The organism is Frigoribacterium sp. AC512, assembly GCF_979258295.1.
Genome location: NZ_OZ409850.1, coordinates 1,430,685 through 1,456,224, shown reverse-complemented (window position 1 = coordinate 1,456,224; position 25,540 = coordinate 1,430,685). Strand labels below are relative to the sequence as shown.

Sequence of the window (25,540 nt, the reverse complement as noted above, 5' to 3'; positions counted from 1 at the left end):
GACGTCGTCGGCCCGTCGTCGAGACGACGCCGCGGAGGCGGTCGTCGTCGGCAGGTGCTGTCCGGGCGGTGGTGGCGGGCCCGGGTGCGGCGCAGCGTGACTTCCCGTGGCTGCTTGTGGCAGTCGTGAGGCGGTGCTCGTCGCGGAGGGTGCCCCTGAGGGAGCAGGTCGTGTCGTCGGTGCTGACGGTGCCTGTCGGGCTCAGGAGCGTGGCGTGGTCTCGGTGTTGTCGTCCGATGATGCCACGGTGACCAACTCGGGTTCGTCGTCCTCCGTGTACGTGTCGCGCGAGTCTACCTCAGCGGCACGGTCGGACGGCGCGCGGCCCGGCACGTAGGGGCCGGGCAGCAGCCCGGTGTGGCGACGGTTCGCGATGACCCAGATGGCCACGCCGAGGACGATGGCGGCGAAGGAAGCCCAGACGTTGGTGCGGATGCCGAAGAACAGGAGGCTCGGGTCGGTGCGGATGGACTCGAAGACCGAGCGGCCGATCCCGTACCAGACCAGGTAGAACGCCAGGGCGCGGCCCCACTGCATCGGCGTCCTGCGCTCGATCAGCAGGAGGACGGCGACGCCCGCCAGCATCCAGATGATCTCGTACAGGAAGGTGGGGTGGAACAGCGTGCCCTCGGGCAGGCCGACCGGGTAGGCGGGGTTGGTCGACTCGATCTCGAGGCCCCAGGGCAGGTCGGTCGGCAGGCCGAACAGCTCGTGGTTGAACCAGTTGCCGAGACGGCCGAAGGCCTGGGCGACGAGCAGCCCGGGCGCGAGCGCGTCGGCGAACACGGAGAAGCGCAGGCCGGAGGCGCGGCAGCCGAGCCAGACGCCGAGGGCACCGAAGAGCAGGGCACCGTAGATGGCGAGCCCGCCCTCCCAGACGGCGAAGGCCCGCCACCACTCCTGCCCGGCGAAGTAGTCGGCGGGGTGGGTGACGACGTGGAAGAACCGGCCTCCGATGATCCCCAGCGGGACGGCGAAGATCGCGACGTCGATGACGACCCAGCGCTCGGCACCACGATCGATGAGGCGCTTGTTCGTGAGGAGGACCGCGGCGACGATCCCCACGAGGATGCAGATCGCGTAGGCGTGGATGCGGAGGGACCCGGGCAGCGCGGCGCCGAACGTCGAGTTGATCCAGTTCGTCAGGTCGAAGTACTGCCAGTCGACGGACGGGCTCGGGATGCTCAGGGGAACGAACACGTTCGGGGCGCCTTTCAGGGGGGACTACGGGACGCCGGCGGGCCGACGAGGAACGACTCTAGCGTGGGCCGTCGTCAGCGTCGGACGTCAGGGACGGACGGCGGTGCCGCTCGACAGGTCGGCCGCGACCTCGGCGAGGCGGGACAGCCCGCCGTCGGCGAGAGCCCGGACGAACGCGGAGCCGACGATGGCCCCGTCGGCGTACTCCAGCACCTCGCGGACCTGCTGCGCGGTCGAGATGCCGAGGCCGACGCAGGCGTGCTCGACGCCCGCGGCCCGCAGCCGGTCGACGAGCGTGTGCGCTGCGGCGTCGACGTCGGTCCGTGCGCCGGTGATGCCCATCGTCGAGACCGTGTAGACGAAGCCGCGGCTGCGCTCGACGGACTGACGGAGGCGGTCGTCGCTCGAGGAGGGCGCCGCGAGGAAGACGCGGTCCAGACCGGTGGCCTCGGAGGCGTCGAGCCAGTCGGCGGCCTCGTCGGGGATGAGGTCGGGCGTGATGAGCCCTGCTCCCCCGGCCGCGGCCAGGTCGTCGGCGAAGCGCCGGACGCCGTACTGCTCGACCGGGTTCCAGTAGGTCATGACGACGACCGGGGCGGCGGTGCGCGACGTGATCTCGCGGACGGCGGTGAAGACGTCGCGGACCCGGAAGCCCTCGGCGAGGGCGCGCTGGGTCGCGGCCTGGATGACCGGCCCGTCCATCACGGGATCCGAGTAGGGCAGGCCCAGCTCGATGACGTCGACGCCGTTCTCGGCCAGGGTGACCGCGGCGTCGATGCTCGTCGCGAGGTCGGGGAAGCCGACAGGCAGGTAGCCGATCAGGGCGCCGGTGCCCGCGTCGCGGCGGGCACGGATGGCCGTCGCGACCTTGCTGCCGGTCTTCGGGGCGGAGGTGGTGTCGGTCACAGCTGCTGCGCCTCCTCGTCGAGGACCCCGAAGTAACGACTCGCGGTCGCCACGTCCTTGTCGCCGCGGCCGCTCATCGACACGAGGATCGTCCAGTCAGGGTGGCGCTGACCGAGCTTGATGGTCCCGGCCAGGGCGTGCGCCGTCTCGATCGCGGGCAGGATGCCCTCCGTCTGCGTGAGCAGCTTGAAGGCGGCCATGGCCTCGGCGTCGGTGACGGGCTCGTAGTGAGCGCGACCGCTCTCGGCGAGCCAGGCGTGCTCGGGGCCGACGCTCGGGTAGTCGAGGCCGGCCGAGATGGAGTGGCTCTCGAGCGTCTGGCCGTCCTCATCTTGCATGAGGTAAGACTTCGTGCCCTGGAGGTTGCCGATGCGGCCCAGCGTGATCGACGCCGCGTGGCGACCCGTCTCGACGCCGTCGCCGCCCGCCTCGTAGCCCCAGAGCTCGACCGAGGGGTCGTCGAGGAACGCGTGGAATATGCCCATCGCGTTCGAGCCGCCGCCCACGCAGGCCGTGACGGCATCCGGCAGCCGACCCGTGAGGGCGAGCACCTGCTCGCGCGCCTCCTCGCCGATGATCTTGTGGAAGTCGCGCACCATGGCGGGGAACGGGTGCGGGCCAGCGACCGTGCCGAGCACGTAGTGGGTCGTGTCGACGCTCGCCACCCAGTCGCGCATGGCGTCGTTGATCGCGTCCTTCAGGGTGCGCGAGCCGGTCGTGACCGAGACGACCTCGGCCCCGAGCAGGCGCATGCGGGCGACGTTGAGCGCCTGGCGCTCGGTGTCGACCTGGCCCATGTAGACGACGCAGGACATGCCGAAGAGGGCGGCGGCGGTCGCGGTGGCGACGCCGTGCTGACCCGCGCCGGTCTCGGCGATCAGTCGGGTCTTGCCGAGCTTGCGGGCGAGGAGCGCCTGGCCGAGCACGTTGTTGATCTTGTGCGAGCCGGTGTGGTTCAGGTCTTCGCGCTTGAGCAGGATGCGCGCGCCGCCGGCGTGCTCGGCGAAGCGCGGCACCTCGGTCACGATCGACGGGCGGCCCGTGTAGGTCGCGTGCAGGGCGGCCAACTCGGCCTGGAACTCGGGGTCGACGGCGGCCGCCTTGTAGGCGGCGTCGAGCTCGTCCAGCGCCGCGACCAGCGACTCGGGGACGAAGCGCCCGCCGAAGGAGCCGAAGTACGGCCCGGTCTCGTCTCGAAGTGCCACGGTCAGACCTCCAGGAAGCGGGTGAGCGCGTCGACGGGGTCGCCGTGCGTGACGAGGGCCTCGCCCACGAGCACGACGTCGGCGCCGGCGCGACGGTAGTGCGCCACGTCGGCGGGCGACATGACGGCGGACTCGGCGACACGGGTGACGCCGGCGGGGATCGAGTCGGCCAGGCGGCCGAACAGGTCGGGGTCGAGCTCGAACGTCGAGAGGTCGCGGGCGTTCACGCCGAGCACCTCGGCACCGGCGTCGAGGCCGCGGGCGACCTCGTCGGCCGAGTGCGTCTCGACGAGCGCCGTCATGCCGAGCTCGCGCACGAGGTCGTGCAGCTCGACCAGGCGGGCCTGCTCGAGACCGGCGACGATGAGCAGCACCAGGTCGGCACCCGCGGCGCGGGCCTCGAGGACCTGGTACGGGTCGGCGATGAAGTCCTTGCGGAGCACGGGCACGTCGACGGCGGCGCGCACGGCCTCGAGATCGGCGAGGCTGCCCTTGAACTTGCGCCCCTCGGTGAGGACGCTGATGGCGCTCGCTCCCCCGGTCGCGTACGACAGCGCCAAGGAGGCGGGATCAGGGATGGCGTGCAGGTCGCCTCGCGAGGGGCTCGCGCGCTTGACCTCGGCGATGATCTTGACTCCGGCCGCAGGAGCGAGTGCTGCCCGGGCGTCGAGCGCCGGGGCGCGGTCGAGCGCGGCCGCCTCGACGGCGGCGAAGGGCAGGGACTCGCGGCGGGCGTCGGCATCGGCCAGCGCGCCCGCGTACAGGTCGTCGAGCACCTAGTTGTGCGCCTTCGGCACGTAGCGGTGGCCGCCGACGCCGTAGCCAGCGCGCTTGAGCACGAGGCCCACGACGAGGCCGACGAGCAGGAGCGCCGCGGAGGCCCAGACGACCCAGACGACGGCGAAGAAGAAGGCGACCGTGCCGATCGAGAAGGCGACCAGCATGATCACGACGGCCGTCCAGGCCGCCGGGGAGTTGCCGTGGCCGAGGTCGTCGGCGGTCTCGGTCTCGGCGGCTTTCGTCATCTGCTGGCTCACGGTGCTCCTCGGATCAGTGCGGTACGGGGTGAGTCTACCGGCTGGGTCGGTCGCCGGCGCCCGGACGGGGCCCGGCGTCGTCGACCGGCGCGGCGGGCTCGTCGGGATCGGTGGGGTCGTCGCCGACCGAGAGGCTGTCCCACGTCGCGCTCGGGTCGCTCGACGGGTCGGCAGGCACGAGCCGGGTGGCGGTGTACTTGCGCCCGGCCTTCGGCCACGCCCCCGAGGTGACGACGATCGCCACGCCGAGCAGCGCGGCGAGCACGCCGACGACGAGCGCGAGCCAGGGCCACGGGGTGGCCGACGTCGACGAGACGAGCGCGCGCAGGCTCTCCTGGCCGTCGACCCCGGTCGCGTCGGTGACGACGCTGCCGGAGGCGCGGACCGGGTCGGCGAGGGCGGTGCCCGCCGTCACGGCGATGCTGGCGCCGAGCGCGACCTGCAGCAGGCCGAGGACGACGCGGAAGACACGCCCCGCGATCGTGAGGGCGCCCACGAGGGCCAGGGCGGCCAGGGAGAGGGCGGAGACGGGCGATCCGGCGACGTCGCCGGCCGCGGTCAGGTCGAGCTGCCCGCCCTGCGGGGACGCGACCACGACGCGGAACCAGGGCTGCGTCCAGGTGAGGAGGCCAACACCGGCGAGGAGGACCCCGACGAGGATCGTGACGAGCTTGAGCCGCCGCGGCCCCATCAGCGGAGCCTCGTCATGGCGTTGGCCACGGCGACGGCGCGGAGGGGGGCCGCGGCCTTGTTGCGCGCCTCCTGCGCCTCGGCGTCGGGGTCGCTGTCGGCGACCAGGCCCGCACCGGCCTGGACCCTGGCGACGCCGCCCTGCAGGAGGACCGTGCGGATCGCGATCGCGACGTCGGCGGAGCCGGCGAAGTCGAAGTAGCCGACGACTCCCCCGTACACGCCGCGCTGAGCCGGCTCGAGCTCGTCGATGATCTCGAGGGCCCGCGGCTTCGGCGCGCCCGAGAGCGTGCCCGCGGGGAACGTCGCGCGGAACGCGTCGATGGCGTTCCGCCCGGGGGCGAGGTCGCCCTCGACGCTCGAGACGAGGTGCATGATGTGGCTGAAGCGCTCGACCTGCATGAACTCGGTCACCTCGACGGTGCCGGGCGTGCAGACCTTGAGCAGGTCGTTGCGCGCCAGGTCGACGAGCATGAGGTGCTCGGCCCGCTCCTTCTCGTCGCCGAGCAGCCGCTCGGCGTGCACGCCGTCCTCCTCGGGCGTCGCGCCCCGGGGGGCCGACCCGGCGATGGGGTGGGTGAAGGCGCGCCGTCCGTCGACCTTGACCAGCGCCTCCGGAGACGAGCCGACGATCTGGTACGGCTCGCCCGTCGCGTCCTCGAGGCTGACCAGGTACATGTACGGGCTCGGGTTCAAGGTCCGCAGCACCCGGTAGACGTCGAGGGCGTCGGCGGTCAGCTCGTGGTCGAAGCGCTGCGAGACGACGACCTGGAACACGTCGCCGTCGACGATGAACTGCTTCGAGCGCTCGATCGCCTCGGCGTAGTCAGTCCGCGGCGTGCGGTCGACGGGCGACGGCTGGACGCCCAGGTCGACGTCGGAGAGGAAGGCGTCGCTCGGCGCCGCCAGGCCCGACTGCAGCCCGTCGAGATGCGCCTGGGCGTCGGCCCAGAGCGAGTCGGCGTCGTCGGCACCGTCGTTGAGCACCGTCGCGATCAGCATGACGGCTCCGGTGCGGTGGTCGAGCGCGACGAGCTCGGAGACGAAGCTGAGCGCCTGCGACGGGACGGTGAAGTCGGCGGGAGGCACGTCGGGGAGGTGCTCCAGCTCGCGGACCGCCTCCCAGCCGACGAAGCCGACCAGGCCGCCCGTGAGCGGCGGGAGGTCGGGGATGCGCGGTGTCGCCCAGCGCTCGTGCAGGGCGGAGAGGACCTCGAGCGGACGACCGGTCGCACCCCCGAGGGCCCGCTCGGCGTCGAGCCCGTGCGCGAGCCACCGCACCTCGCCCTCGTGCGTCGTGAGGACGCCGAAGGACGAGACGCCGACGAACGACCAGCGCGACCAGATGCCGCCCTGTCCGGCCGACTCGAGGAGGAAGGTGCCCGGACGGCCGGCGGCGAGCTTGCGGTAGATGCCCACCGGCGTCTCGCCGTCGGCGAAGAGGTCACGGACCACCGGGATCACCCGATGGCCGTCGAGCAGGGCGTCGAAGGCCGCACGCGTGGTCGACGAGCGGTCAGCCACGATCGGCGTCCCCCGCGCCGTCGGACCGAGCGCGGTCGGTGCCCGCGTCCGTCGAGGAGGCGGTGGCCGGCCTGAGCGGGTCGACGTCGAAGCACGAGTGGGCGCCCGTGTGGCAGGCGGCCCCGATCTGCTCGACGGTCACGAGCAGCGCGTCGTCGTCGCAGTCGAGCGCAGCGGCCCGGACGAACTGGGCGTGGCCGGAGGTGTCGCCCTTGCGCCAGTACTCCTGCCTCGAGCGTGACCAGAAGGTCACCCGGCCCTCGGTCAGGGTGCGACGCAGCGCCTCCTCGTCCATCCAGCCCATCATCAGCACGTCGCGCGAGACGGCGTCCTGGATGATCGCGGGCAGCAGCCCGCTCGCGTCGAAGCGGGCGCGCGCCACGACCGGCTCGACGGTGTCACGGGTCAGGGGCTGCTCGGGCGCTGTCTGGTCGGTCATGGGGACTCCCGGTGTCATCGGACGACGGCGCCGGAGGCCGCCAGCTCGCGCTTCACGTCTCCGACCGTCAGCTCGCGGTTGTGGAACACGGAGGCGGCGAGGACGGCGTCGGCGCCGGCGGCCACGGCGGGCGCGAAGTGCTCGAGGGCGCCGGCCCCGCCGGAGGCGATGACCGGGACGCGGCTGTTCGACCGCATCAGCGCCACGAGCTCGAGGTCGAACCCCTGCTTCGTGCCGTCGGCGTCGATGCTGTTGACGAGCAGCTCGCCCGCGCCGCGCTCGATGGCCTCGCGTGCCCAGGCCACGGCGTCGATGTCCGTCTCGGTGCGGCCGCCGTGGGTCGTCACGACGAAGCCGGAGGGCATCCGGGCCGATCGCTTGACGTCGAGGGAGAGCACGACGCACTGGGCGCCGAAGCGGTCGGCGATCTCACCGACGAGCGCGGGGCGGGCGATCGCCGCGCTGTTGACGCCGATCTTGTCCGCGCCCGCCGCCTGGAGTCGCGCGACGTCGTCGGTCGAGCGGACTCCCCCGCCGACGGTCAGCGGGATGAAGACCTGCTCGGCGGTCGCCCGCACGACGTCGTAGGTGGTCGCGCGGTCGTCGACCGTCGCGGTGACGTCGAGGAACGTGATCTCGTCGGCGCCCTGCTCGTAGTAGGTGCGGGCGAGCTCGACGGGGTCGCCCGCGTCGCGCAGGTCGAGGAAGTTGACGCCCTTGACGACGCGCCCGGCGGCGACGTCGAGGCAGGGGACGACACGGACCGCGAGTGACGGGTCGGCGGCCGTCACGGTCAGAGCCTCGCGGCGTGGATCGGGCTCACGAGGATGGCCCGGGCGCCCAGGTCGTACAGGGCGTCCATCACCTGGTTGGTGTCGCCGCGCGGCACCATCACGCGGACGGCGGCCCAGTCGGCGTCGTGCAGGGGCGCCACGGTCGGCGACTCCATGCCCGGCGTGACGGCGGTCGCCGCGTCGAGGGCCGACACCGGCACGTCGTAGTCCATCATCACGTAGCGTCGCGCGACGAGGACTCCCTGGAGGCGGCGGTGCAGCACGTCGATGCCCGCGGCCTGCGCGTCGGAGGCGATCAGCACGGCGGTCGACTGCAGGATGACCGGCCCGAAGACCTCGAGCCCGGCGGCGCGGAGGGTCGTGCCCGTCTCGACGACGTCGGCGATCGCGTCGGCCACGCCGAGCTTGACAGCGCTCTCGACCGCCCCGTCGAGGCCCACGAGCTGGGCCGTGACTCCGGCGTCGCGGAGGAACGCGCCGACCAGGCCGACGTAGCTCGTCGCGACCCGGAGGCCCTCGAGGTCGGCCAGCTCGCGGAAGCGACCGGCCGGGCCGGCGAAGCGGAAGGTGGAGGAGGCGAAGTCGAGGGGCGCGATCTCGCCGGCGGTCGACCCGGAGTCGAGCAGCAGGTCGCGGCCGGTGATGCCGACGTCGAGCGCGCCCTGGCCGACGTAGGTCGCGATGTCGCGGGGCCGGAGGTAGAAGAACTCGACGCCGTTGCGCTCGTCGGCCTGGTAGAGCGACTTCGGGTCGCGGCGACCCTGGTAGCCCGCCTCGTGGAGCATCTGGCTGGCGGTCTCGCTGAGGGAGCCCTTGTTGGGCACTGCTACGCGGAGCATGGTGGGGAGCTGTCCGTTCTGGGGCCGCCGGTCGGCGGCGTCACGTCGTGAGGTGGTGGGGACGGGCTCAGAGATGTCGCCACACGTCGTCGGGGGTCAGGCCCTTGGCGATCATGAGCACCTGCACGTGGTAGATCAGCTGCGAGATCTCCTCTGCCGTGGCGACGTCGCCCTCGTACTCGGCGGCCATCCACACCTCGGCCGCCTCCTCGACGATCTTCTTGCCGATCTGGTGGACCCCGGCGTCGAGCTCGGCGACGGTGCCGCTGCCCTCGGGACGGTCACGGGCCTTGTCGCTGAGCTCGGAGAACAGCTGGTCGAAGGACTTCACGACGACAAGGCTACCGTCGCCGCGGCCGCCCTCAGCGCGGCGATGCGCTCGGCAGGCTCGCCGCCGTAGACGGCCGAGCCCGCGACGACCGTGTCGGCACCGTTCTCGACGGCCGTCACGATCGTGTCGAGCCCGATGCCGCCGTCGACCTCGAGCCAGACGTCCAGGCCGGAGGCGCGCACCGCCTCGCGCGCGCGAGCCAGCTTCGGCATCGTCTCGGGCATGAACGACTGGCCGCCGAAGCCGGGCTCGACCGTCATCACCAGGATCATGTCCCACTGGTCGAGGGTCTGCAGGTAGGGCTCGAGGTCGGTGCCGGGCTTGACCGCGATCGACGCACGCGCCCCGGTGCTGCGGATCGCCCGCGCGGTCGCCACCGGGTCGGCCGCGGCCTCGGCCGAGAACGTCACGGAGAAGGCGCCTAGCTCGGCGTAGCGCGGGGCCCAGCGGTCGGCGTCCTCGACCATGAGGTGCACGTCGAGCGGCACCGGGCTGACCTGCTGGAGACGCTCGACCACCGGCAGGCCGAGGGTGAGGTTCGGCACGAAGTGCCCGTCCATCACGTCGACGTGGACGAGGTCGGCGTCGGAGATGCGGGCGAGGTCGCGCTCGAGGTTGGCGAAGTCGGCCGAGAGGATGCTGGGGCTGATGCGGACGGACACCGGACGATCGTACCGGCGATGCGCCTCCTCGGCCTCAGGGCCTCGCCTGCGTCAGTGCTTTCCTGCGTCAGACCAGTTCTGCGTCAGGCCTTCTTCTGCACGAGGGCGACGAACATGGCGTCCGTGCCCTGGCGGTGGGGCCACAGCTGGACGTAGGGCCCGGAGGCGAGGTCGACCTCGCCCACGGCGACCCGCGCGACGGCCTCGGGGCCGTCGAGCAGCTCGACGTCGTCGCGGCGACGCAGCCCGGACTCGACGATCGCCCGGGTCTCGGCGAGGTGCGGCGAGCACGTGACGTAGGCGAGCAGGCCGCCCGGCGCGAGCGCGTCGAGGGCGCTGGCGAGGAGGTCGGCCTGGAGGCGGGTGAGCTCGCCCACGTCGCCGGGCTGCTTGCGCCAGCGCGCCTCGGGACGACGGCGGAGGGCGCCGAGGCCGGTGCACGGCGCGTCGAGCAGGATGCGCTGGTAGCCGCCAGGCTCGTCGACGCCGAAGCGGACGGCGTCGCCCTCGCGGACGTCGACGTCCCCGGGGACGGCCGCGAGGGCCTGGCGGACGAGCCCGACGCGGGCCGGGACGAGCTCGTTGGCGACGAGGTGCGCACCGACCCTGGCCGCCTCGGCGGCGAGCAGGGCCGCCTTGCCGCCGGGACCCGCGCACATGTCGAGCCACCGCTCGCCGGGGGCGGCGTCGTGGTGGCGGCTCAGCAGCAGTGCGGCGAGCTGCGAGCCCTCGTCCTGGACGCGGGCTCGGCCCGAGCGGACCACGGGCTGCTGGGCAGGGTCTCCCCCGGCGCTGACCCGCGCCAGCGGCGAGAGCAGCGCGTCGTCGCCGCCGAGCTCGGACGGCTCTGCCAGCCCGGGCAGGGCGACGAGGCTGACCCGCGGGGGCACGTTGTCGGCGGCCAGCAGGTCGACGAGCTCGTCCTGGCGGCCCTCCGCGGCGAGCGAGCGGCGCAGGGCACGGATGACCCACACCGGGTGCGACCACTCGGCGGCGAGCCGGTCGTCGTCGCTCGTCGCGGCGGCGAGCACGTGCTCGCGCCACTCGTCGGGTGTGGAGCGACCGACCGTCCGGAGGACGCCGTTGACGAAGCCGGTGCCGGCGCGGCTGCCGACCTGGCGCGCGAGCTCGACCGACTCGTCGACCGCGGCGTGCGCGGCCACCCGCGTCGAGAGCAGCTGGTGGACCCCGAGCCGGAGCACGTCGAGCAGGGCCGGGTCGATCGCGTCGGCCGGGCGCCGGGCGGCGAGAGCGACGACGCGGTCGTAGTAGCCCGACATGCGGAGCGTGCCGTAGGTGAGCTCGGTCGCGAGGGCGGCGTCCTGAGCGTCGAGGCCGGCGCGGGCGATGCGGGCGGGCAGGAGCAGGTTGGCGTAGGCGTCGTCGTCGGCGACGGCGCGGAGCACGTCGAGGGCGACCTGGCGGGCGGGCTGGACGCGGCTCACGCGGGGGCCTCCTCGTCGGTCGTGGTGCTCATGGTCGTCGTGTCGCCGCCCGTCGTCGCGGCCGGCTGCGTCAGCAGCACGTCGTCGACAGACGGCAGCCCGCGGCTCCAGTCGGCCCCGACCATCGGCTTCTTGCCGGGCGGCTGGACGCGGACCAGCTCGAGCGGTGCCGTGCCCGTGCCGACGAGGAGGCGGCGGCCCCGGAGCGACATCCGCCCCGGCGCTAGCGACCCGCCGCCCGTGGCCGCGCCGTCCGAGTCGTCTGCGCCCGCGACCACGGCACGGAGCTCGAGCACCTTGAGCCGGGCGTCGCCGAACGGCAGGTGGGCGCCGGGCTCGGGCGTGGTGCCCCGCCAGCGGTCGACCACCTGGGTCGCCGGGAGCGTGAGGTCGAGCGCGCCGTCGCCCAGGACGAGCTTGGGCGCGAGGGTCACCTCGCCGACCTGGGCGACCGCCTCGGCCGTGCCCGAGGCGAGCCGGTCGACGACGTCGCCGAGGAGGTCCGCACCGGTGGCCGCGAGCTCGTCGAGCAGGTCGCCGGCGGTCTCCGTGCCGTCGAGGGCACGTTCGAGGGTGCCCAGCAGGTCGCCGGCGTCGAGCTCGGGCACGAGCTGGAACACCACGGCGCCCGTGCGCTCGTCACCGGCCATGAGCGACCGCTGCACCGGGGCCGCCCCGCGCCAGCGAGGCAGCAGGGAGAAGTGCAGGTTGACCCAGCCGAGCCGGGGCGCGGACAGGACCGGCTCCTTGAGGAGGGCGCCGAAGGCGACCACGACCCCGAGGTCGGCGTCGAGGGCGGCGATCCACTCGGCGACCTCGTCGGTGATGCGCCGGGTCTTGACGACCGGAAGCCCGAGGCGCTCGGCTTCGAGGGCGACCGGGGTCGCGGTGAGGACACGGCGACGGCCCTGGGGCGTGTCGTCGCGGGTGACGACGGCGACCACCTCGTGCTCGCTCGCGGCGAGGGCGGTGAGGGACGGGACGGCGGCCGACGGGCTGCCGGCGAAGACGAGGCGCAAGGGGTTCCTGGAGGTCAGTCGGTGAACGGCTCGACGTCGTCGAACCGCACCCTGAGTGTAGGCAGCCCCCGGCCACGACGGGAGCCGATCGCCTTGCGGCGCTCCGTCGCGGCGCGGATGACCTGGGACCGCAGCACCTGCGCGACGTCGTGCCCGCTGGCGTAGTCGAAGCGCACGATCGCGCGGACGCCGGCGTCGGGCACGTCGACCGGGCCCAGCGTCTCCTTCCGGACGCCCTCGGGCAGCTCGTCGAGGGCACGGGCGACGGTCTCGACGCCGCCCGTCACGGTCGCGACGCGGACGGCCGGCGGGAACCGCAGCTCACGCCGGTCGGCCAGCTCGCCGGACGCGTAGCGAGCCAGCTCCCAGGTCGCGAGGGAGGAGGCGATCGCCCCGCCGACGCCGACCAGCACGATCGGCGCGCGCCGCGCCGCGAGGGCCGCCGCGTTCGCCCACCAACGGAGGCAGTCCTCGGCCACCCGCAGGCTCTCCCTCGCGAGCATCCGCTCGCCGTCGAGCAGCAGGACGGCACGGTAGCCACCGGGCGGGATCGGCTCGGCGCCCCGCGTCGCGACGACGATCGCGGGCTCGGAGTCGACGTGCGTCACCTGGCGGGAGCCGTCGGACACGATCACGCGCACCCCCGGGAAGGCCTTGCCGAGCTCGTCGGCCGTGCGGGACGCCCCCGTGCCGACCGACTTCATCTGCGTGCCCTCGCAGGTCGAGCAGCGCCAGCCCACGGCGAGGGCGCCGCACCACGAGCAGGCCGGCTGGGCGCCCTGCGCCCGCTGGACGAGCGGCCCGCCGCAGCGCGTGCACCGTGCCGTGTCGCCGCACTCCGTGCAGGCCAGGCGCGGAGAGTAACCGGGGTGGGCCACCTGGACCAGCACCGGACCGTCCTCGACCGCGGCCCGCGCCGCCGTCCAGGCCGTCGAGGGGATCCGTGCCTGGGCGGCGAAGCCGTCCTGGGCCGCCTGCTGGGACGTGGGCACGACGTGGGGCTGGTAGCGGGGGTCGGGACGGACCTCGGCGAGGAAGCCGATCTCGACGAGTCGCTGCACGTCGGTGCTCCGCGCGTGGCCGAGGAACACGAGCGCGGTCTGCTGCTGGGACTGCCGCACCAGCGCGGTGTCCCGCGCGTGCACGTACGGGCTCAACGGCTCGCCCATCAGGGGGTCGCCGTCGTCGAAGACGACGATCAGGCCGAGACGCGCCGACGGCGCGAGGAGCACGGACCGGTTGCCGACGAGGACGAGCGGCTGACCGCCCCTGGCCCGCAGCACCGACCGGTAGCGGTCGGCGTTCGACTGCTTCGAGTCGAGCCGGACCACGCTCTCGGTGGGCAGCAGGGCCGCCAGGGCGCGCAGGACCTGGTCCTCGTCACGGTGGTCGGGCACCGCGACGATCGCGTTCTCGCCCGCGGCCAGGGCCACCGTCGCCAGCTGGGCGACCGTGACGGCCCACCGGCCGACCCAGGAGCCGTCGGGCAACTCGTCGAGCAGGGGGACGGCGTCGACGGCGGCCCGGCCGCGGGCGGCGACGATGCCCGCCAGCTGGCCGGACCCGTAGCCCGTCACCTCAGTGGCGACGACGACGGGGTGCGCGACCGTCTCGCCCGACTCGGCGGCGGCCGTCGCGGCCGCGAGCACCTGCTTCTCGACCCTCGCCTGGCGGGGCGGCACGGCCAGGCGCAGCACGTCGCTCGCGGAGCCGCCCGCTCGGTCGGCCACTGTCCTGGCCAGCGCGTACACCTCGGGTGCGAGGACGGAGGCGGTCGAGACGATCGCCTCGACCTCGCTCAGCTCGCCCCCGTGCGCCGACGACTCGACGACCTCGACCACGAACCCGTCCGCGATGCGCCCGGCCGACCGGAGCGGGACTTTGACCCGGATGCCGGGCACGACGTCATCGCGCAGGTGCGCCGGGACGGCGTAGTCGAAGAGCCGGTCGAGCTGCGGCAGCGGCGACTCGACCAGCACCCGCGCCACGGCGCGCGGCGACGGCCGCTCGCTCGCGACGGGCACGCTCACGGCAGCTGGGTCAGAGACCGGCGGCGGCCCGGAGCGCATCGACGCGGTCGAGGGCCTCCCAGGTGAACTCGGGCAGCTCGCGGCCGAAGTGGCCGTAGGTCGACGTCGCCGCGTAGATCGGCCGCAGCAGGTCGAGGTCACGGATGATGGCCGCGGGGCGCAGGTCGAAGACCTGTCGGACGGCGTCGATGATGACCTCGTCGGCCACGTGGCCGGTGCCGAAGGTCTCGACGTAGAGCCCGACGGGAGCCGCCCGGCCGATGGCGTAGGCGACCTGCAGCTCGATGCGGTCGGCCAGGCCTGCCGCGACGGCGTTCTTGGCGACCCAGCGCATGGCGTAGGCGGCCGAGCGGTCGACCTTCGACGGGTCCTTGCCCGAGAACGCGCCGCCCCCGTGGCGGCTCGCGCCGCCGTAGGTGTCCACGATGATCTTGCGGCCGGTGAGGCCGGCGTCGCCCTGCGGGCCGCCGATCTCGAAGCGCCCCGTGGGGTTGATGATGAAGCGCGTACCCGTCGAGTCGAGCCCTGCCTCGTCGAGCACCGGTCGCACGACGTGGGCGATCACGTCGGCCTCGAGCTGCTCGGTCGAGACGCTCGGCGAGTGCTGGGTGGAGACGACGACCGTGTCGACCGTGCGCGGGACCACGCCGTCGTAGCCGACGGTGACCTGGGTCTTGCCGTCGGGCCGGAGGTAGTCGAGCTCGCCGCTCTTGCGGACGTGCGCCAGCCGCTCCGCCAGCCGGTGGGCCAGCCACACCGGCAGGGGCATGTACTGCGGCGTCTCGTTGGTGGCGTACCCGAACATGATGCCCTGGTCGCCGGCGCCCTGGCGGTCGAGGGCGTCGTCCGAGGTGCCGCCCCGCGCCTCCAGCGCCGTGTCGACGCCCTGGGCGATGTCGGGCGACTGGGCGCCGATGGACACCTCGACGCCGCAGGTGCGGCCGTCGAAGCTGACGGCCGACGAGTCGTAGCCGATGCCGACGATGAGGTCGCGGACGATCGTCGGGATGTCGACGTAGCCCTTGGTCGTGACCTCGCCCGCGACGTGGACGAGCCCGGTCGTCACCATCGTCTCGACGGCGACCCGGCTCTGCGGGTCGACCGCGAGCAGCGCGTCGAGGATGCCGTCGGAGATCTGGTCGCAGATCTTGTCGGGGTGGCCCTCGGTGACCGACTCCGAGGTGAAGAGCCGGAGGCTCGTCGGCGCGGTCGCGGTGCTGTCGGGTGTCACGTCGGAAGAGGTCACAGGGGCTCCGGGGTCGGGGTCGGGGTCGAGATCGGGGGGTGAGGGCGTCGGGCGTCGTCGGACGCGGCGAGGCCCCGCGGGACGGTCTCCCCGGGGGCCTCGTTCGATGCTACGGCCGGCCGCCGACAGTGACGTCGGACGACGAGTACGTCGGATGACGCTGACGTCAGACGACCACGGGCGGCCGTGCGGCGACTACTCCGCGGCGGCGGGCAGGGGCTTCGCCTCGAGCTTGTCCTCGTTGATCTCGTGCATCGCGACGGAGAGGGGCTTGTCGTCGATGGTGCTGTCGACGAGCGGACCGACGTTGTCGAAGAGGCTGCCCTCGTGCAGGTCGGCGTAGTAGTCGTTGATCTGACGTGCGCGCTTGGACGCGAAGATGACGAGCGCGTACTTCGACTCGACCTTCGAGAGCAGCTCGTCGATGGGCGGATCGATGATGCCCTTGTTCTTGTCGGCCATGGTCACTCCTCGTTGTGGGGTTCTGTCAGGCACCGGCAGGTGCAGAGATCGGGGCGCGAGTCACGCCCGCGGGCGTGCGTCCTCGGGCGCAGTCATCAATTCTACGACCTCGCGGGCTGCTTCGGGCACGTCGTGGTTCACGACCTTCACGTCGAACTCGTCCTGGGCGGCCAGCTCGACCTTCGCGGTCTCGAGCCGACGCTGCTGCTCGGCCGCGTCCTCCGTGCCCCGGCCGATCAGCCGGCGGACCAGCTCGTCCCAGGTGGGCGGCAGGAGGAAGACGAGGACGGCCTCGGGCATCGCCGTGCGGACGAGTCGCGCACCTTGGAGATCGATCTCGAGCAGGACGCTCCGCCCGGCCTGCAGCGCGGCGTCGATCGGGGGCCTCGGCGTGCCGTAGCGGTACGAGTTGTGCACGGTGGCCCACTCGAGCAGCTCGCGCTCGCGGATCATCCGGTCGAACTCGGCGTCGTCGACGAAGTAGTAGTGCACGCCGTCGACCTCGCCGGGACGCGGGGCCCTGGTGGTCGCCGAGATGGAGAGGTGCACGTCGGGGTAGTTCTCGCGGATGTGGGTCGAGACGGTGCCCTTGCCGACGGCCGTGGGGCCGGCGAGGACGACGAGTCGCGACCGCACGCGTCCCCGGGCCTCACGGACGGCGAGCCAGTCGCCGAGGATGCGACGCTGCCGGACCCCGAGGCCGCCGACGCGCTTCGACTCGGCGATGCCGAGGTCGGTCATGATGCGGGCGACCCGGGTGGGCCCGATGCCGGGGATGCTCGTGAGGAGCTCGCGGACGCGCAGCGTCGCCTCGGGGGCCGTCGGCTCGCCGGCCCAGGCGGCCTCGGCGACGTCGAGCGCGGTGCGCCGCCGTTCGGCGACGGACGCCTTGACGGCTGCGCGGGCACGACGTGCAGCGACCGCAGCACGGGCGGCGGCAGCACGGTCGACCGGCGGCGGGGTCATGCGAGGCACGAGCGCACCTCCTCCGCGGCGTCGCGGACGGCCGCGGCCATGCCGTCGGGGCCGGCGGCGAGGACGCCCCGGGAGGTCGAGACGAGGACGGTGCGCGCCGCCGCGCCGTAGAGGGCCGCCAGGTCGGAGACGCGAGCCCCCTGGTGGCCGAAGCCGGGCGCGAGGACGGGGACGCCGGTCAGCGCCGCCGTGTCGATGCCGTACGACGCGAGGTCGACGGTCGCCCCGAGCACGAGGCCCACGGAGCCGAGTCGGGTCTCCCCCGCTGCCTGGTCGTCGTCTCGCACCTGGTCGACGATACCTGCCGCCAGGGTCCGTGACGTGCCGTCGGGGCCGGCGACGCTCGCGGTCTGCCCGGCCCGCGCCTCCGGGTTGGAGGTCGCGGCGAGGACGAAGACGCCCGCGCCGACCTGACGGGCCCGGTCGATCGTGCTGCGGAGCGAGTCGAAGCCGAGGTACGGGGACACCGTGAGGGCGTCGACCCGGAGGGGCGAGTCGGGGGCGAACCAGGCCTCGGCGTAGCCGTCCATCGTGCTGCCGACGTCGCCGCGCTTGGCGTCGCCGATCACGATCAGCCCGGCGTGCCTGGCGGCCGCGAGGACGTCCTCGAGCGCGGCGAAGCCGGCCGAGCCCCAGCGCTCGAAGAAGGCCACCTGGGGCTTCACCACCCCGGCCGACCCGGCGGTCGCCTCGACCGCGCGCAGGCCGAGCTCGCGCGCGCCGGCCGCGCTGGTCGGCAGCCCCCACTCGTCGAGGAGCCACGCGTGCGGGTCGATGCCGACGCAGAGGCCCCCGGTCGTCTCGAGGACGTCGGCGAGGCGGGCGCCGAAGGAGGCGGCCGGGACGGCAGCGGCGACGGAGGCGCCCGTCACCGCCGTGCCGCCCGCGCCAGACCGTAGTCCTGCAGGCTCGTGACCTCGAACGGAGTGTGGATGGCCTCGATCGAGGCCACCGCCGCGCCGAGCTGCGCGATCGTGGTGAAGAGGGCCTTGTCGGCCGCGACGGTGGCGGCGCGGATCTCGTAGCCGTCCGCGCGGGCGCTCGAGCCGCTCGGCGTGTTGATCACGATGTCGACCTCGTCGCGGTTGATCAGGTCGACGACGCTCTCGCCGCCGGCGCTGTACTTGCCGACGATCTCGGCCGCGATCCCGTTGCGGATGAGCACGGTCGCCGTGCCCTCGGTCGCGAGCACGCGGAAGCCGAGCTGCTGGAGGCGCAGGACGGGCAGCACGATGGCGCGCTTGTCACGGTCGGCGACGCTGACGAAGACGGTGCCCGTCGTGGGCAGCCCGCCGTACGCCGCCGTCTGGCTCTTCGCGAAGGCGCGGGGGAAGTCCCGGTCGATGCCCATGACCTCGCCGGTGGAGCGCATCTCGGGGCTGAGGACGCTGTCGACGACCTGGCCCTCCTTCGTGCGGAACCGCTTGAAGGGGAGCACCGCCTCCTTGACGGAGATCGGGGAGTCGAGCGGCACGTCCGAGCCGTCCTGGGAGGGCAGCAGCCCGCTCTCGACGAGCTCGCGGATGCCCTGGCCGACCATGACGAGCGACGCCGCCTTGGCGAGCGGGATGCCGAGCGCCTTCGAGACGAACGGCACCGTGCGGCTCGCCCGGGGGTTCGCCTCGATCACGTAGAGGACGCCGGCCGCGATCGCGAACTGCACGTTGAGCAGGCCGCGGACGCCGATGCCCTCCGCGATGGCGAGCGTGGCCTCGCGGACGCGGTCGATCTCGCCCTTGCCGAGGGTCACCGGAGGCAGGGTGCAGCTCGAGTCGCCCGAGTGGATGCCCGCCTCCTCGATGTGCTCCATGACGCCGCCGACGTAGAGCTCGGTGCCGTCGTAGAGGGCGTCGACGTCGATCTCCACCGCGTCGTCCAGGAACCGGTCGACGAGCAGGGGCGCGTCCGGTCCGATGATCGCCTGGTCGCTCACGCGGACGAAGTAGTCGGCGAGGGAGGGGCTGTCGTAGACGATCTCCATGCCGCGGCCGCCGAGCACGTACGAGGGGCGGACGAGCACGGGGTAGCCGATCTCCTCGGCGACGGCGACGGCGGTCTCGTAGTCGGTCGCGGTGCCGTTGCGCGGGGCCAGCAGGCCGGCCTCGTCGAGGATCGCGGAGAACAGCCCTCTCTCCTCGGCGGAGTCGATGGCGTCGGGCGAGGTGCCGAGGATCGGGACGCCGGCCGCCTCGAGGCCCTTGGCGAGGCCGAGGGCGGTCTGGCCGCCGAGCTGCACGACGACGCCGACGAGCTCGCCGCTGACGGACTCGGCGTGCACGACCTCGAGGACGTCCTCGAGGGTGAGCGGCTCGAAGTAGAGCCGGTCGCTCGTGTCGTAGTCGGTCGAGACCGTCTCGGGGTTGCAGTTGACCATGATCGTCTCGTAGCCCGCGTCGCTCAGGGCGAAGCTGGCGTGCACGCACGAGTAGTCGAACTCGACGCCCTGGCCGATGCGGTTCGGGCCCGAGCCGAGGATGACCACCTTGCGGCGGTCGCTCGGGGCGACCTCCGTCTCGAGGTCGTAGCTCGAGTAGTGGTACGGGGTCAGCGCGGGGAACTCCCCCGCGCAGGTGTCGACCGTCTTGAACACGGGTCGCACGCCGAGCGACCAGCGCAGCTCGCGCACCTCCTGCTCGCCGAGCCCGCGCAGCTGGCCGATCTGGACGTCGCTGAAGCCGTGGTCCTTGGCGTGCGCGAACAGCTCGGCATCGAGCTTGGCCGCGGCGGCGATCTCGTCGGCGACCTCGTTGATGAGGACGACCTGGTCGATGAACCAGGGGTCGATGGCGGTCGAGTCGAAGACCTGCTCGGCCGTGGCGCCGGCACGGAGGGCCTGCTGGACGGTGACGATGCGGCCGTCGGTGGGCGTGTGCGCCAGCGCGAGCAGCGCCTCCCGGTCGCCGGGCTCGCCCTCCCAGTGGAAGCTCGACCCGCGCTTCTCGAGCGAGCGCAGCGACTTCTGCAGCGCCTGGGCGAAGTTGCGGCCGATGGCCATCGCCTCGCCGACGCTCTTCATCGTCGTGCTGAGGGTCGTGTCGGCCGCGGGGAACTTCTCGAAGGCGAACCGGGGCACCTTGACGACGACGTAGTCGAGGGTGGGCTCGAAGGAGGCGGGCGTCACCTTCGTGATGTCGTTCGGGATCTCGTCCAGGCGGTACCCGAGGGCCAGCTTCGCGGCGATCTTGGCGATCGGGAAGCCCGTCGCCTTCGACGCCAGCGCGCTGGAGCGCGAGACGCGCGGGTTCATCTCGATGACGATGACACGGCCGTCGGCAGGGTCGATGGCGAACTGGATGTTGCAGCCTCCGGTGTCGACGCCCACGCGGCGGATGATGTCGATCGAGATGTCGCGGAGGTTCTGGTACTCGCGGTCGGTGAGCGTGAGCGCGGGGGCCACCGTGATCGAGTCGCCCGTGTGCACGCCGACCGGGTCGACGTTCTCGATCGAGCAGACGACGACCGTGTTGTCGGCCGTGTCGCGCATCATCTCGAGCTCGTACTCCTTCCAGCCCAGGATGCTCTCCTCGAGCAGGACCTCGGTGGTGGGGCTCTGGTGGAGGCCGTCGGTGACCATGCGGACGAGCTCGTCGCGCGTGTACGCGAAGCCCGAGCCGAGGCCGCCCATCGTGAACGACGGACGGATGACGAGCGGGTAGCCGAGGTCCTCGGCGAAGTCGACCGCCTCCTCGACGGTGTGCGCGATGTACGACTTCGCGACGTCGGCGCCCGACTCGAGCACCAGCTCCTTGAAGAGCTGGCGATCTTCGCCCTTCTGGATCGCCTCGACCTTGGCGCCGATCAGCTCGACGCCGTGCTTGGCGAGGATGCCCTCCTCGTCGAGCGCGATGGCGGCGTTGAGCGCCGTCTGGCCGCCGAGGGTCGGCAGGATCGCGTCGGGTCGCTCCTTGACGATGATCGCCTCGAGGACCTCGGACGTGATGGGCTCGACGTAGGTGGCGTCGGCGAAGTCGGGGTCGGTCATGATCGTGGCCGGGTTCGGGTTCACGAGGATGACGCGCACCCCCTCCTCGCGGAGGACGCGGCACGCCTGGGTGCCCGAGTAGTCGAACTCGGCCGCCTGGCCGATGACGATCGGCCCGGAGCCGATGACGAGGACCGAGTTGATGTCTGCGCGCTTGGGCATCAGTTGCTTCTTTCGAGGTCGGAGCCGAAGTCGACGGGCTGGCCGGACTTGCGGGCCACGACCGCCTCGCGGAAGCGGTCGAAGAGGTGGTTGCTGTCGTGGGGCCCGGCCGCCGCCTCGGGGTGGTACTGCACCGAGAAGGCCGGGATGTCGAGGGCGCGGAGGCCCTCGACGACGTTGTCGTTGAGGCTGAAGTGGCTGACCTCGACGCGGCCGAAGCCGGCGGGCGAGTCGAGCACGCCCTCGACGGGGGCGTCGACCGCGAAGCCGTGGTTCTGGCTCGTGATCTCGACCTTGCCGGTCGTCTTGTCGAGCACCGGCTGGTTGATGCCGCGGTGCCCGAAGGGCAGCTTGTACGTGTCGAAGCCGAGGGCCCGGCCGAACAGCTGGTTGCCGAAGCAGATGCCGAAGTAGGGCAGGCCGTCGCGGAGGGCGCCGCGCAGCAGCTCGACCTGGGCGTCGCTGGCCGCGGGGTCGCCGGGGCCGTTCGAGAAGAAGAGCGCGTCGGGCGCGAGGGCGCGGAGCTGCTCCGGCGTCGTGTCCTGCGGGAGGACGTGCACGCGGAAGCCGCGCTGGGCGAGGTAGCGCAGCGTCGACGTCTTGACTCCCAGGTCGAGCACCGCGACGGAGCCGACGAGCTCGCCCTCGGCCTCGAGCACGTAGGGCTCGACGGTCGAGACCTGGCTCGAGAGGCTGAGGCCGCGCATGTCGGCCGAGCCGCGCACGAGGGCGAGCTGCTCGTCGTCGCCGAGCTCGGCGTCGGGTCCGCTGAAGACGCCGCCGCGCATCGAGCCGACGTCGCGGAGGCGGCGGGTCAGCGCGCGGGTGTCGATGCCGCGGATGCCCACGACGCCGTCGGCGACGAGCTGGTCGTCGAGGCTGCCCTGGGCACGGTGGTTCGAGACGACGCGGCTGGCGTCGCGGACGACGAAGCCCGAGACCCAGATGCGACGTGACTCGGGGTCTTCGTCGTTCACGCCCGTGTTGCCGATGTGCGGGGCCGTCATGACGACGATCTGCCCCGCGTAGGACGGGTCGGTGAGGGTCTCCTGGTAGCCGGTCATGCCGGTGGCGAAGACGGTCTCCCCGAGCGTCCGCCCGACGGCGCCGTAGGCGCGGCCGGCGTAGCGGGTCCCGTCTTCGAGCACCAGGACGGCCCGGGTGGTGGTGGACGCGTCAGTCAATGGTCTGCTCTCCTGTGGTGGTGCCGGCCGTGGGGGCCGAGGTCGTGATGGTGCGGACGGCGTCGACGAGCGGGCGGGGGTCGTCCGTGACGCGCAGGTAGGTGTCGACGTCGGTGTCGCCGAGGCTCCAGGCGACGAGCACGAGCCCGTCGGTCTCGACCACGCGGTCGATGGTCCAGGTCGCGCGGCCGACGTCGCGGATCGAGGAGGCGCGGACCAGCTTCGCGGGCTCGCCCGCGATCTCGAGGCGCACGCCCTCCCGGTGCACCGAGATGACGGCCCTGCCCCGGAAGCCGAGCCCGCCGACCACGATCCGGTCGAGCGGGTCGCCCGCCCGGGTCGTCGCGACGTAGAACCCGTCGTGCTCGACGAGCGCCGGCGACAGCGCGTCGGGTGCCGTCTCGGGCAGGGCGATGTCCGCCTGTCGTCGACCTCGGGCGCGCCAGGAGCGGACCATGAGGAGGACGACGAACACGAGCAGGACGAGGATGCCCGCGCCGATCACCCAGCGGTTCACGGGGCACCCGCGGGCTCGGGGGCGGCCAGCACGGCCGCCGCGGCCACCCGTGCGGCGCGGTCGGCGATCTCGCGCTCGTCGACGACGACGCCGTCACGGACGGTGGCGTAGCCCTGGTGCAGCGTCGCGACGACCTGCCCGGGCAGCGTGTGCCCGAGGAAGGGCGAGTTGCGGCTGCGGCCCGCCAGGTGCTCGGTGCCGAAGGTCCTGCTCACCCCTCGATCGTAGAGGGTGAGCTCGGCGGGCTCCCCGACGGCCAGCGGTCGTCCGTGCCCCTCCACCTGCCCGATGCGCGCCGGTTCGACCGACAGCACGCGGGCCACGTCCGCCCAGCCGATCAGGCCCGTCTCGACCATCGTCCGGTGCACGACGGAGAGGGCGCTCTCGAGGCCGACCATGCCGTTCGCGGCGGCGTCCCACTCGCAGTGCTTCGCCTCCGAGGTGTGCGGGGCGTGGTCGGTGGCGACGATGTCGATCGTGCCGTCGGCGAGGGCCGCCCGCAGCGCCTCCACGTCCTCCGCCCGGCGGAGCGGCGGGTTGACCTTGTAGCGCGAGTCGTAGCTCGAGACCAGGTCCTCGGTGAGGAGGAGGTGGTGCGGAGTGACCTCGGCGGTCACGTCGATGCCCCGCGCCTTGGCCCAGCGCACGACCTCGACGCTGCCCGCGGTCGAGACGTGGCAGACGTGCAGGCGGGCGCCGACGTGGTCGGCGAGCAGGACGTCGCGGGCGATGATCGACTCCTCGGCGACGGCGGGCCAGCCGCCGAGGCCGAGCTCGGCCGACAGGGCGCCCTCGTTCATCTGGGCCCCCTCGGTGAGGCGAGGTTCTTGCGCGTGCTGGGCGACGACTCCCCCGAAGCCCTTGACGTACTCGAGCGCGCGGCGCATCAGCAGGGGGTCGGAGACGCAGTGGCCGTCGTCGGAGAAGACGCGGACGGCCGCGCGGGACCGGGCCATGGCGCCGATCTCGGAGAGCCGGCGGCCCTCGAGGCCCTGGGTGACGGCTCCGATCGGCCGGACCGTGACGTAGCCCGCTCGCTCGCCGAGGGCCTGCACCTGCTCGACGACGCCCGCGGTGTCGGCGACCGGCGACGAGTTGGCCATGGCGTTGACGGCGGTGAACCCGCCGGCGGCGGCCGCGCGGGACCCGGTGAGGACCGTCTCGGCCCCCTCGCCGCCCGGCTCGCGGAGGTGCGTGTGCAGGTCGACGAGGCCGGGCAGCGCGAGCAGGCCGTCGGCGTCGATCACCTCGGCCCCCGGGGCGCTGAGGCCTGAGCCGAGCTCGACGACGACCCCGTCGCGCACGAGGACGTCGGTGCGGGTGCCGTCGACGGTCTCGACGGCGCGGAGCAGGTGGGTGGTGGTCACAGGGAGTCCTCCCGGTCGCCGGCGAGTGTGAGGTAGAGCACGGCCATCCGCACGGCCACGCCGTTGCCGACCTGCTCGCGCACGGTCGAGCGGGGCGAGTCGGCGGCGTCGTCGCCGATCTCGAGGCCGCGGTTCATCGGGCCCGGGTGCATGACGAGCGCCGCGGGCGGCAGGGACCGGAAGCGTGCCGCCCCGAGGCCCCAGGAACGGGCGTACTCGCGGGCGTTGGGGAAGAACGCCTCGGCCATGCGCTCCTGCTGGATGCGCAGCATCATGACGACGTCGGGCTGCACCCGGGCGATCGCCTCGTCGAGGTCGTAGTGCACGTCGACGCCCAGGCGGCTGACGTCGACCGGCAGGAGCGTGGGAGGCGCCACCACCGTCACGTGGGCCCCGAGGGTCCGCAGCAGCCACGCGTTGGACCGCGCGACCCGCGAGTGCAGGATGTCGCCGACGATCAGCACCTCGAGGCCGTCGAGGTCGCGGCCGCGGCTCGCGTCGCCGTGCACCCGACGACGCATCGTGAAGGCGTCGAGCAGGGCCTGCGTCGGGTGCTCGTGCGTGCCGTCGCCCGCGTTGACGATCCCGGCGTCGACCCAGCCGCTGTCCGCGAGGACACGGGGAGCCCCGGACGCCGGGTGCCGGATGACGATGCCGTCGGCGCCCATCGCGGCCAGCGTCTGGGCGGTGTCCTTGAGGGACTCGCCCTTCGAGACGCTCGATCCCTTGGCGGCGAAGTTGATGACGTCGGCGCTGAGGCGCTTGGCCGCCGCCTCGAACGAGATGCGGGTGCGGGTGCTGTCCTCGTAGAAGAGGTTCACCACGGTCGTGCCGCGCAGGGTCGGCAGCTTCTTGACCTGACGGGTCGAGACGTCGGCCATGTCCTCCGCGACGTCGAGGATGCGCACGGCGTCGTCGCGACCGAGGTCGGCGGTGCTGAGGAGGTGCTTCACGCGTCGGCACCGCCCTCGATGGCGACGAGCTCGTCGTCGTCGACGCCGTGCAGCCGCACGAAGATGCGCTCGGCCGCCGACGTGGGCAGGTTCTTGCCGACGAAGTCGGCGCGGATCGGCAGCTCGCGGTGGCCCCGGTCGACGAGCACGGCGAGGCGGACGGCCCGGGGGCGTCCCAGCGCGCTGAGGGCGTCGAGGGCGGCACGGATGGTCCGGCCGGAGTAGAGCACGTCGTCGACGAGCACCACGGTCGCGCCGTCGATGCCGCCGTCGGGCAGGCGCGTGGGCTGGCTGGCCCGCGTCGGGTTGCGGCGCAGGTCGTCGCGGTACATGGTCACGTCGACGGAGCCGGTCGGGACCGCGACGCCGGAGATCGACGAGAGCTGGGCGCCGATGCGCTCGGCGAGGACGACGCCTCGCGTGGGGATGCCCAGCACGACGAGGCCGTCCGGACCCCGGTTCGACTCCAGGACCTCGTGGGAGATGCGCGTCAGGGCGCGCGTGATGTCAGCCTGACTCAGCACGGTGCGTGTGCTCAATCGGACCTCCTTCCCCGCCTCTCGGGACGGAA

Annotated in this window: 25 protein-coding genes; all 25 read right to left on the bottom strand. The window is 73.1% G+C overall.

Features of this window, described 5'->3' with window-relative positions:
• Nucleotides 1–201 precede the first annotated feature (201 nt).
• On the bottom strand, nucleotides 202–1,200 hold the full coding sequence (lgt, locus tag ACZZ97_RS06615; protein WP_314100799.1) for a prolipoprotein diacylglyceryl transferase: 999 nt from the start codon (nucleotides 1,198–1,200) through the stop codon (nucleotides 202–204).
• An 87-nt stretch (nucleotides 1,201–1,287) separates the two neighbouring features.
• Nucleotides 1,288–2,106 carry a tryptophan synthase subunit alpha gene (gene trpA / locus ACZZ97_RS06610; protein WP_463472648.1) on the bottom strand — a complete coding sequence of 273 codons (819 nt, stop codon included), beginning with the start codon at nucleotides 2,104–2,106 and terminating at the stop codon, nucleotides 1,288–1,290.
• Complete coding sequence (trpB, locus tag ACZZ97_RS06605; RefSeq protein WP_133737528.1) at nucleotides 2,103–3,311, bottom strand: tryptophan synthase subunit beta; 1,209 nt, start codon at nucleotides 3,309–3,311, stop codon at nucleotides 2,103–2,105. The genes trpA and trpB overlap by 4 nt, the downstream gene beginning before the upstream one ends.
• A 2-nt stretch (nucleotides 3,312–3,313) precedes the next feature.
• Nucleotides 3,314–4,087 (bottom strand): indole-3-glycerol phosphate synthase TrpC, encoded by a 774-nt coding sequence (gene trpC / locus ACZZ97_RS06600; protein WP_463472647.1) that lies wholly within the window; start codon nucleotides 4,085–4,087, stop codon nucleotides 3,314–3,316.
• A complete protein-coding gene (locus ACZZ97_RS06595) occupies nucleotides 4,088–4,336 on the bottom strand; it encodes a DUF6704 family protein (RefSeq protein ID WP_123547220.1) in 249 nt (82 codons plus the stop codon).
• 46 nt (nucleotides 4,337–4,382) lie between these two features.
• The gene (locus ACZZ97_RS06590) at nucleotides 4,383–5,039 is read right to left on the bottom strand and encodes a Trp biosynthesis-associated membrane protein (RefSeq protein ID WP_463472646.1); all 657 of its coding nucleotides are present in this window, start codon (nucleotides 5,037–5,039) and stop codon (nucleotides 4,383–4,385) included.
• Nucleotides 5,039–6,565, bottom strand: a complete 1,527-nt coding sequence (locus ACZZ97_RS06585; RefSeq protein ID WP_463473770.1) for an anthranilate synthase component I — start codon at nucleotides 6,563–6,565, stop codon at nucleotides 5,039–5,041. The genes ACZZ97_RS06590 and ACZZ97_RS06585 overlap by 1 nt, the downstream gene beginning before the upstream one ends.
• The gene (hisI, locus tag ACZZ97_RS06580) at nucleotides 6,555–7,001 is read right to left on the bottom strand and encodes a phosphoribosyl-AMP cyclohydrolase (RefSeq protein WP_463472645.1); all 447 of its coding nucleotides are present in this window, start codon (nucleotides 6,999–7,001) and stop codon (nucleotides 6,555–6,557) included. The genes ACZZ97_RS06585 and hisI overlap by 11 nt, the downstream gene beginning before the upstream one ends.
• 14 nt (nucleotides 7,002–7,015) lie before the next feature.
• Nucleotides 7,016–7,792, bottom strand: a complete 777-nt coding sequence (gene hisF / locus ACZZ97_RS06575; RefSeq protein ID WP_146900754.1) for an imidazole glycerol phosphate synthase subunit HisF — start codon at nucleotides 7,790–7,792, stop codon at nucleotides 7,016–7,018.
• Between the two features lie 2 nt (nucleotides 7,793–7,794).
• A complete protein-coding gene (hisG, locus tag ACZZ97_RS06570; RefSeq protein ID WP_146900751.1) occupies nucleotides 7,795–8,634 on the bottom strand; it encodes an ATP phosphoribosyltransferase in 840 nt (279 codons plus the stop codon).
• 67 nt (nucleotides 8,635–8,701) lie between these two features.
• Complete coding sequence (locus tag ACZZ97_RS06565) at nucleotides 8,702–8,965, bottom strand: phosphoribosyl-ATP diphosphatase (RefSeq protein WP_123354635.1); 264 nt, start codon at nucleotides 8,963–8,965, stop codon at nucleotides 8,702–8,704.
• On the bottom strand, nucleotides 8,962–9,627 hold the full coding sequence (gene rpe, locus ACZZ97_RS06560) for a ribulose-phosphate 3-epimerase (protein ID WP_463472644.1): 666 nt from the start codon (nucleotides 9,625–9,627) through the stop codon (nucleotides 8,962–8,964). Before rpe ends, ACZZ97_RS06565 begins: the two co-directional genes overlap by 4 nt.
• An 83-nt stretch (nucleotides 9,628–9,710) precedes the next feature.
• On the bottom strand, nucleotides 9,711–11,072 hold the full coding sequence (locus ACZZ97_RS06555; RefSeq protein WP_463472643.1) for an RsmB/NOP family class I SAM-dependent RNA methyltransferase: 1,362 nt from the start codon (nucleotides 11,070–11,072) through the stop codon (nucleotides 9,711–9,713).
• On the bottom strand, nucleotides 11,069–12,091 hold the full coding sequence (locus tag ACZZ97_RS06550; RefSeq protein ID WP_463472642.1) for a methionyl-tRNA formyltransferase: 1,023 nt from the start codon (nucleotides 12,089–12,091) through the stop codon (nucleotides 11,069–11,071). Before ACZZ97_RS06550 ends, ACZZ97_RS06555 begins: the two co-directional genes overlap by 4 nt.
• Before the next feature lie 14 nt (nucleotides 12,092–12,105).
• Entirely contained in the window at nucleotides 12,106–14,121 is a 2,016-nt protein-coding gene (locus tag ACZZ97_RS06545) for a primosomal protein N' family DNA-binding protein (protein ID WP_463472641.1), read from the bottom strand.
• Nucleotides 14,122–14,131: 10 nt separating this feature from the next.
• Nucleotides 14,132–15,352 (bottom strand): methionine adenosyltransferase, encoded by a 1,221-nt coding sequence (gene metK, locus ACZZ97_RS06540; RefSeq protein WP_463473769.1) that lies wholly within the window; start codon nucleotides 15,350–15,352, stop codon nucleotides 14,132–14,134.
• A gap of 210 nt (nucleotides 15,353–15,562) precedes the next feature.
• Nucleotides 15,563–15,829 (bottom strand): DNA-directed RNA polymerase subunit omega, encoded by a 267-nt coding sequence (gene rpoZ, locus ACZZ97_RS06535; protein WP_123545886.1) that lies wholly within the window; start codon nucleotides 15,827–15,829, stop codon nucleotides 15,563–15,565.
• Nucleotides 15,830–15,889: 60 nt separating this feature from the next.
• Nucleotides 15,890–16,795, bottom strand: coding sequence for a guanylate kinase (gene gmk, locus ACZZ97_RS06530; protein WP_123545888.1), 906 nt, complete (start codon nucleotides 16,793–16,795; stop codon nucleotides 15,890–15,892).
• The gene (gene pyrF / locus ACZZ97_RS06525; RefSeq protein WP_463472640.1) at nucleotides 16,792–17,676 is read right to left on the bottom strand and encodes an orotidine-5'-phosphate decarboxylase; all 885 of its coding nucleotides are present in this window, start codon (nucleotides 17,674–17,676) and stop codon (nucleotides 16,792–16,794) included. Before pyrF ends, gmk begins: the two co-directional genes overlap by 4 nt.
• Nucleotides 17,673–20,948 carry a carbamoyl-phosphate synthase large subunit gene (carB, locus tag ACZZ97_RS06520; RefSeq protein WP_463472639.1) on the bottom strand — a complete coding sequence of 1,092 codons (3,276 nt, stop codon included), beginning with the start codon at nucleotides 20,946–20,948 and terminating at the stop codon, nucleotides 17,673–17,675. The genes pyrF and carB overlap by 4 nt, the downstream gene beginning before the upstream one ends.
• A complete protein-coding gene (carA, locus tag ACZZ97_RS06515) occupies nucleotides 20,948–22,132 on the bottom strand; it encodes a glutamine-hydrolyzing carbamoyl-phosphate synthase small subunit (RefSeq protein ID WP_463472638.1) in 1,185 nt (394 codons plus the stop codon). Before carA ends, carB begins: the two co-directional genes overlap by 1 nt.
• Nucleotides 22,125–22,649, bottom strand: a complete 525-nt coding sequence (locus ACZZ97_RS06510; protein WP_314100906.1) for a PH-like domain-containing protein — start codon at nucleotides 22,647–22,649, stop codon at nucleotides 22,125–22,127. Before ACZZ97_RS06510 ends, carA begins: the two co-directional genes overlap by 8 nt.
• Nucleotides 22,646–24,016, bottom strand: a complete 1,371-nt coding sequence (locus tag ACZZ97_RS06505; protein ID WP_463472637.1) for a dihydroorotase — start codon at nucleotides 24,014–24,016, stop codon at nucleotides 22,646–22,648. The genes ACZZ97_RS06510 and ACZZ97_RS06505 overlap by 4 nt, the downstream gene beginning before the upstream one ends.
• Nucleotides 24,013–24,969 (bottom strand): aspartate carbamoyltransferase catalytic subunit, encoded by a 957-nt coding sequence (locus ACZZ97_RS06500; RefSeq protein WP_314100902.1) that lies wholly within the window; start codon nucleotides 24,967–24,969, stop codon nucleotides 24,013–24,015. Before ACZZ97_RS06500 ends, ACZZ97_RS06505 begins: the two co-directional genes overlap by 4 nt.
• Complete coding sequence (gene pyrR / locus ACZZ97_RS06495; RefSeq protein WP_314100899.1) at nucleotides 24,966–25,508, bottom strand: bifunctional pyr operon transcriptional regulator/uracil phosphoribosyltransferase PyrR; 543 nt, start codon at nucleotides 25,506–25,508, stop codon at nucleotides 24,966–24,968. Before pyrR ends, ACZZ97_RS06500 begins: the two co-directional genes overlap by 4 nt.
• Between the last annotated feature and the right edge of the window lie 32 nt (nucleotides 25,509–25,540).

Excerpts from the sequence above, each read along its gene's own strand:
- ACZZ97_RS06595 (WP_123547220.1), bottom strand. The coding sequence starts at position 4,336 with ATGACGAAAGCCGCCGAGACCGAGACCGCCGACGACCTCGGCCACGGC.
- ACZZ97_RS06590 (WP_463472646.1), bottom strand. The coding sequence starts at position 5,039 with ATGGGGCCGCGGCGGCTCAAGCTCGTCACGATCCTCGTCGGGGTCCTC.
- hisI (WP_463472645.1), bottom strand. The coding sequence starts at position 7,001 with ATGACCGACCAGACAGCGCCCGAGCAGCCCCTGACCCGTGACACCGTC.
- hisG (WP_146900751.1), bottom strand. The coding sequence starts at position 8,634 with ATGCTCCGCGTAGCAGTGCCCAACAAGGGCTCCCTCAGCGAGACCGCC.
- rpoZ (WP_123545886.1), bottom strand. The coding sequence starts at position 15,829 with ATGGCCGACAAGAACAAGGGCATCATCGATCCGCCCATCGACGAGCTG.
- gmk (WP_123545888.1), bottom strand. The coding sequence starts at position 16,795 with ATGACCCCGCCGCCGGTCGACCGTGCTGCCGCCGCCCGTGCTGCGGTC.
- carB (WP_463472639.1), bottom strand. The coding sequence starts at position 20,948 with ATGCCCAAGCGCGCAGACATCAACTCGGTCCTCGTCATCGGCTCCGGG.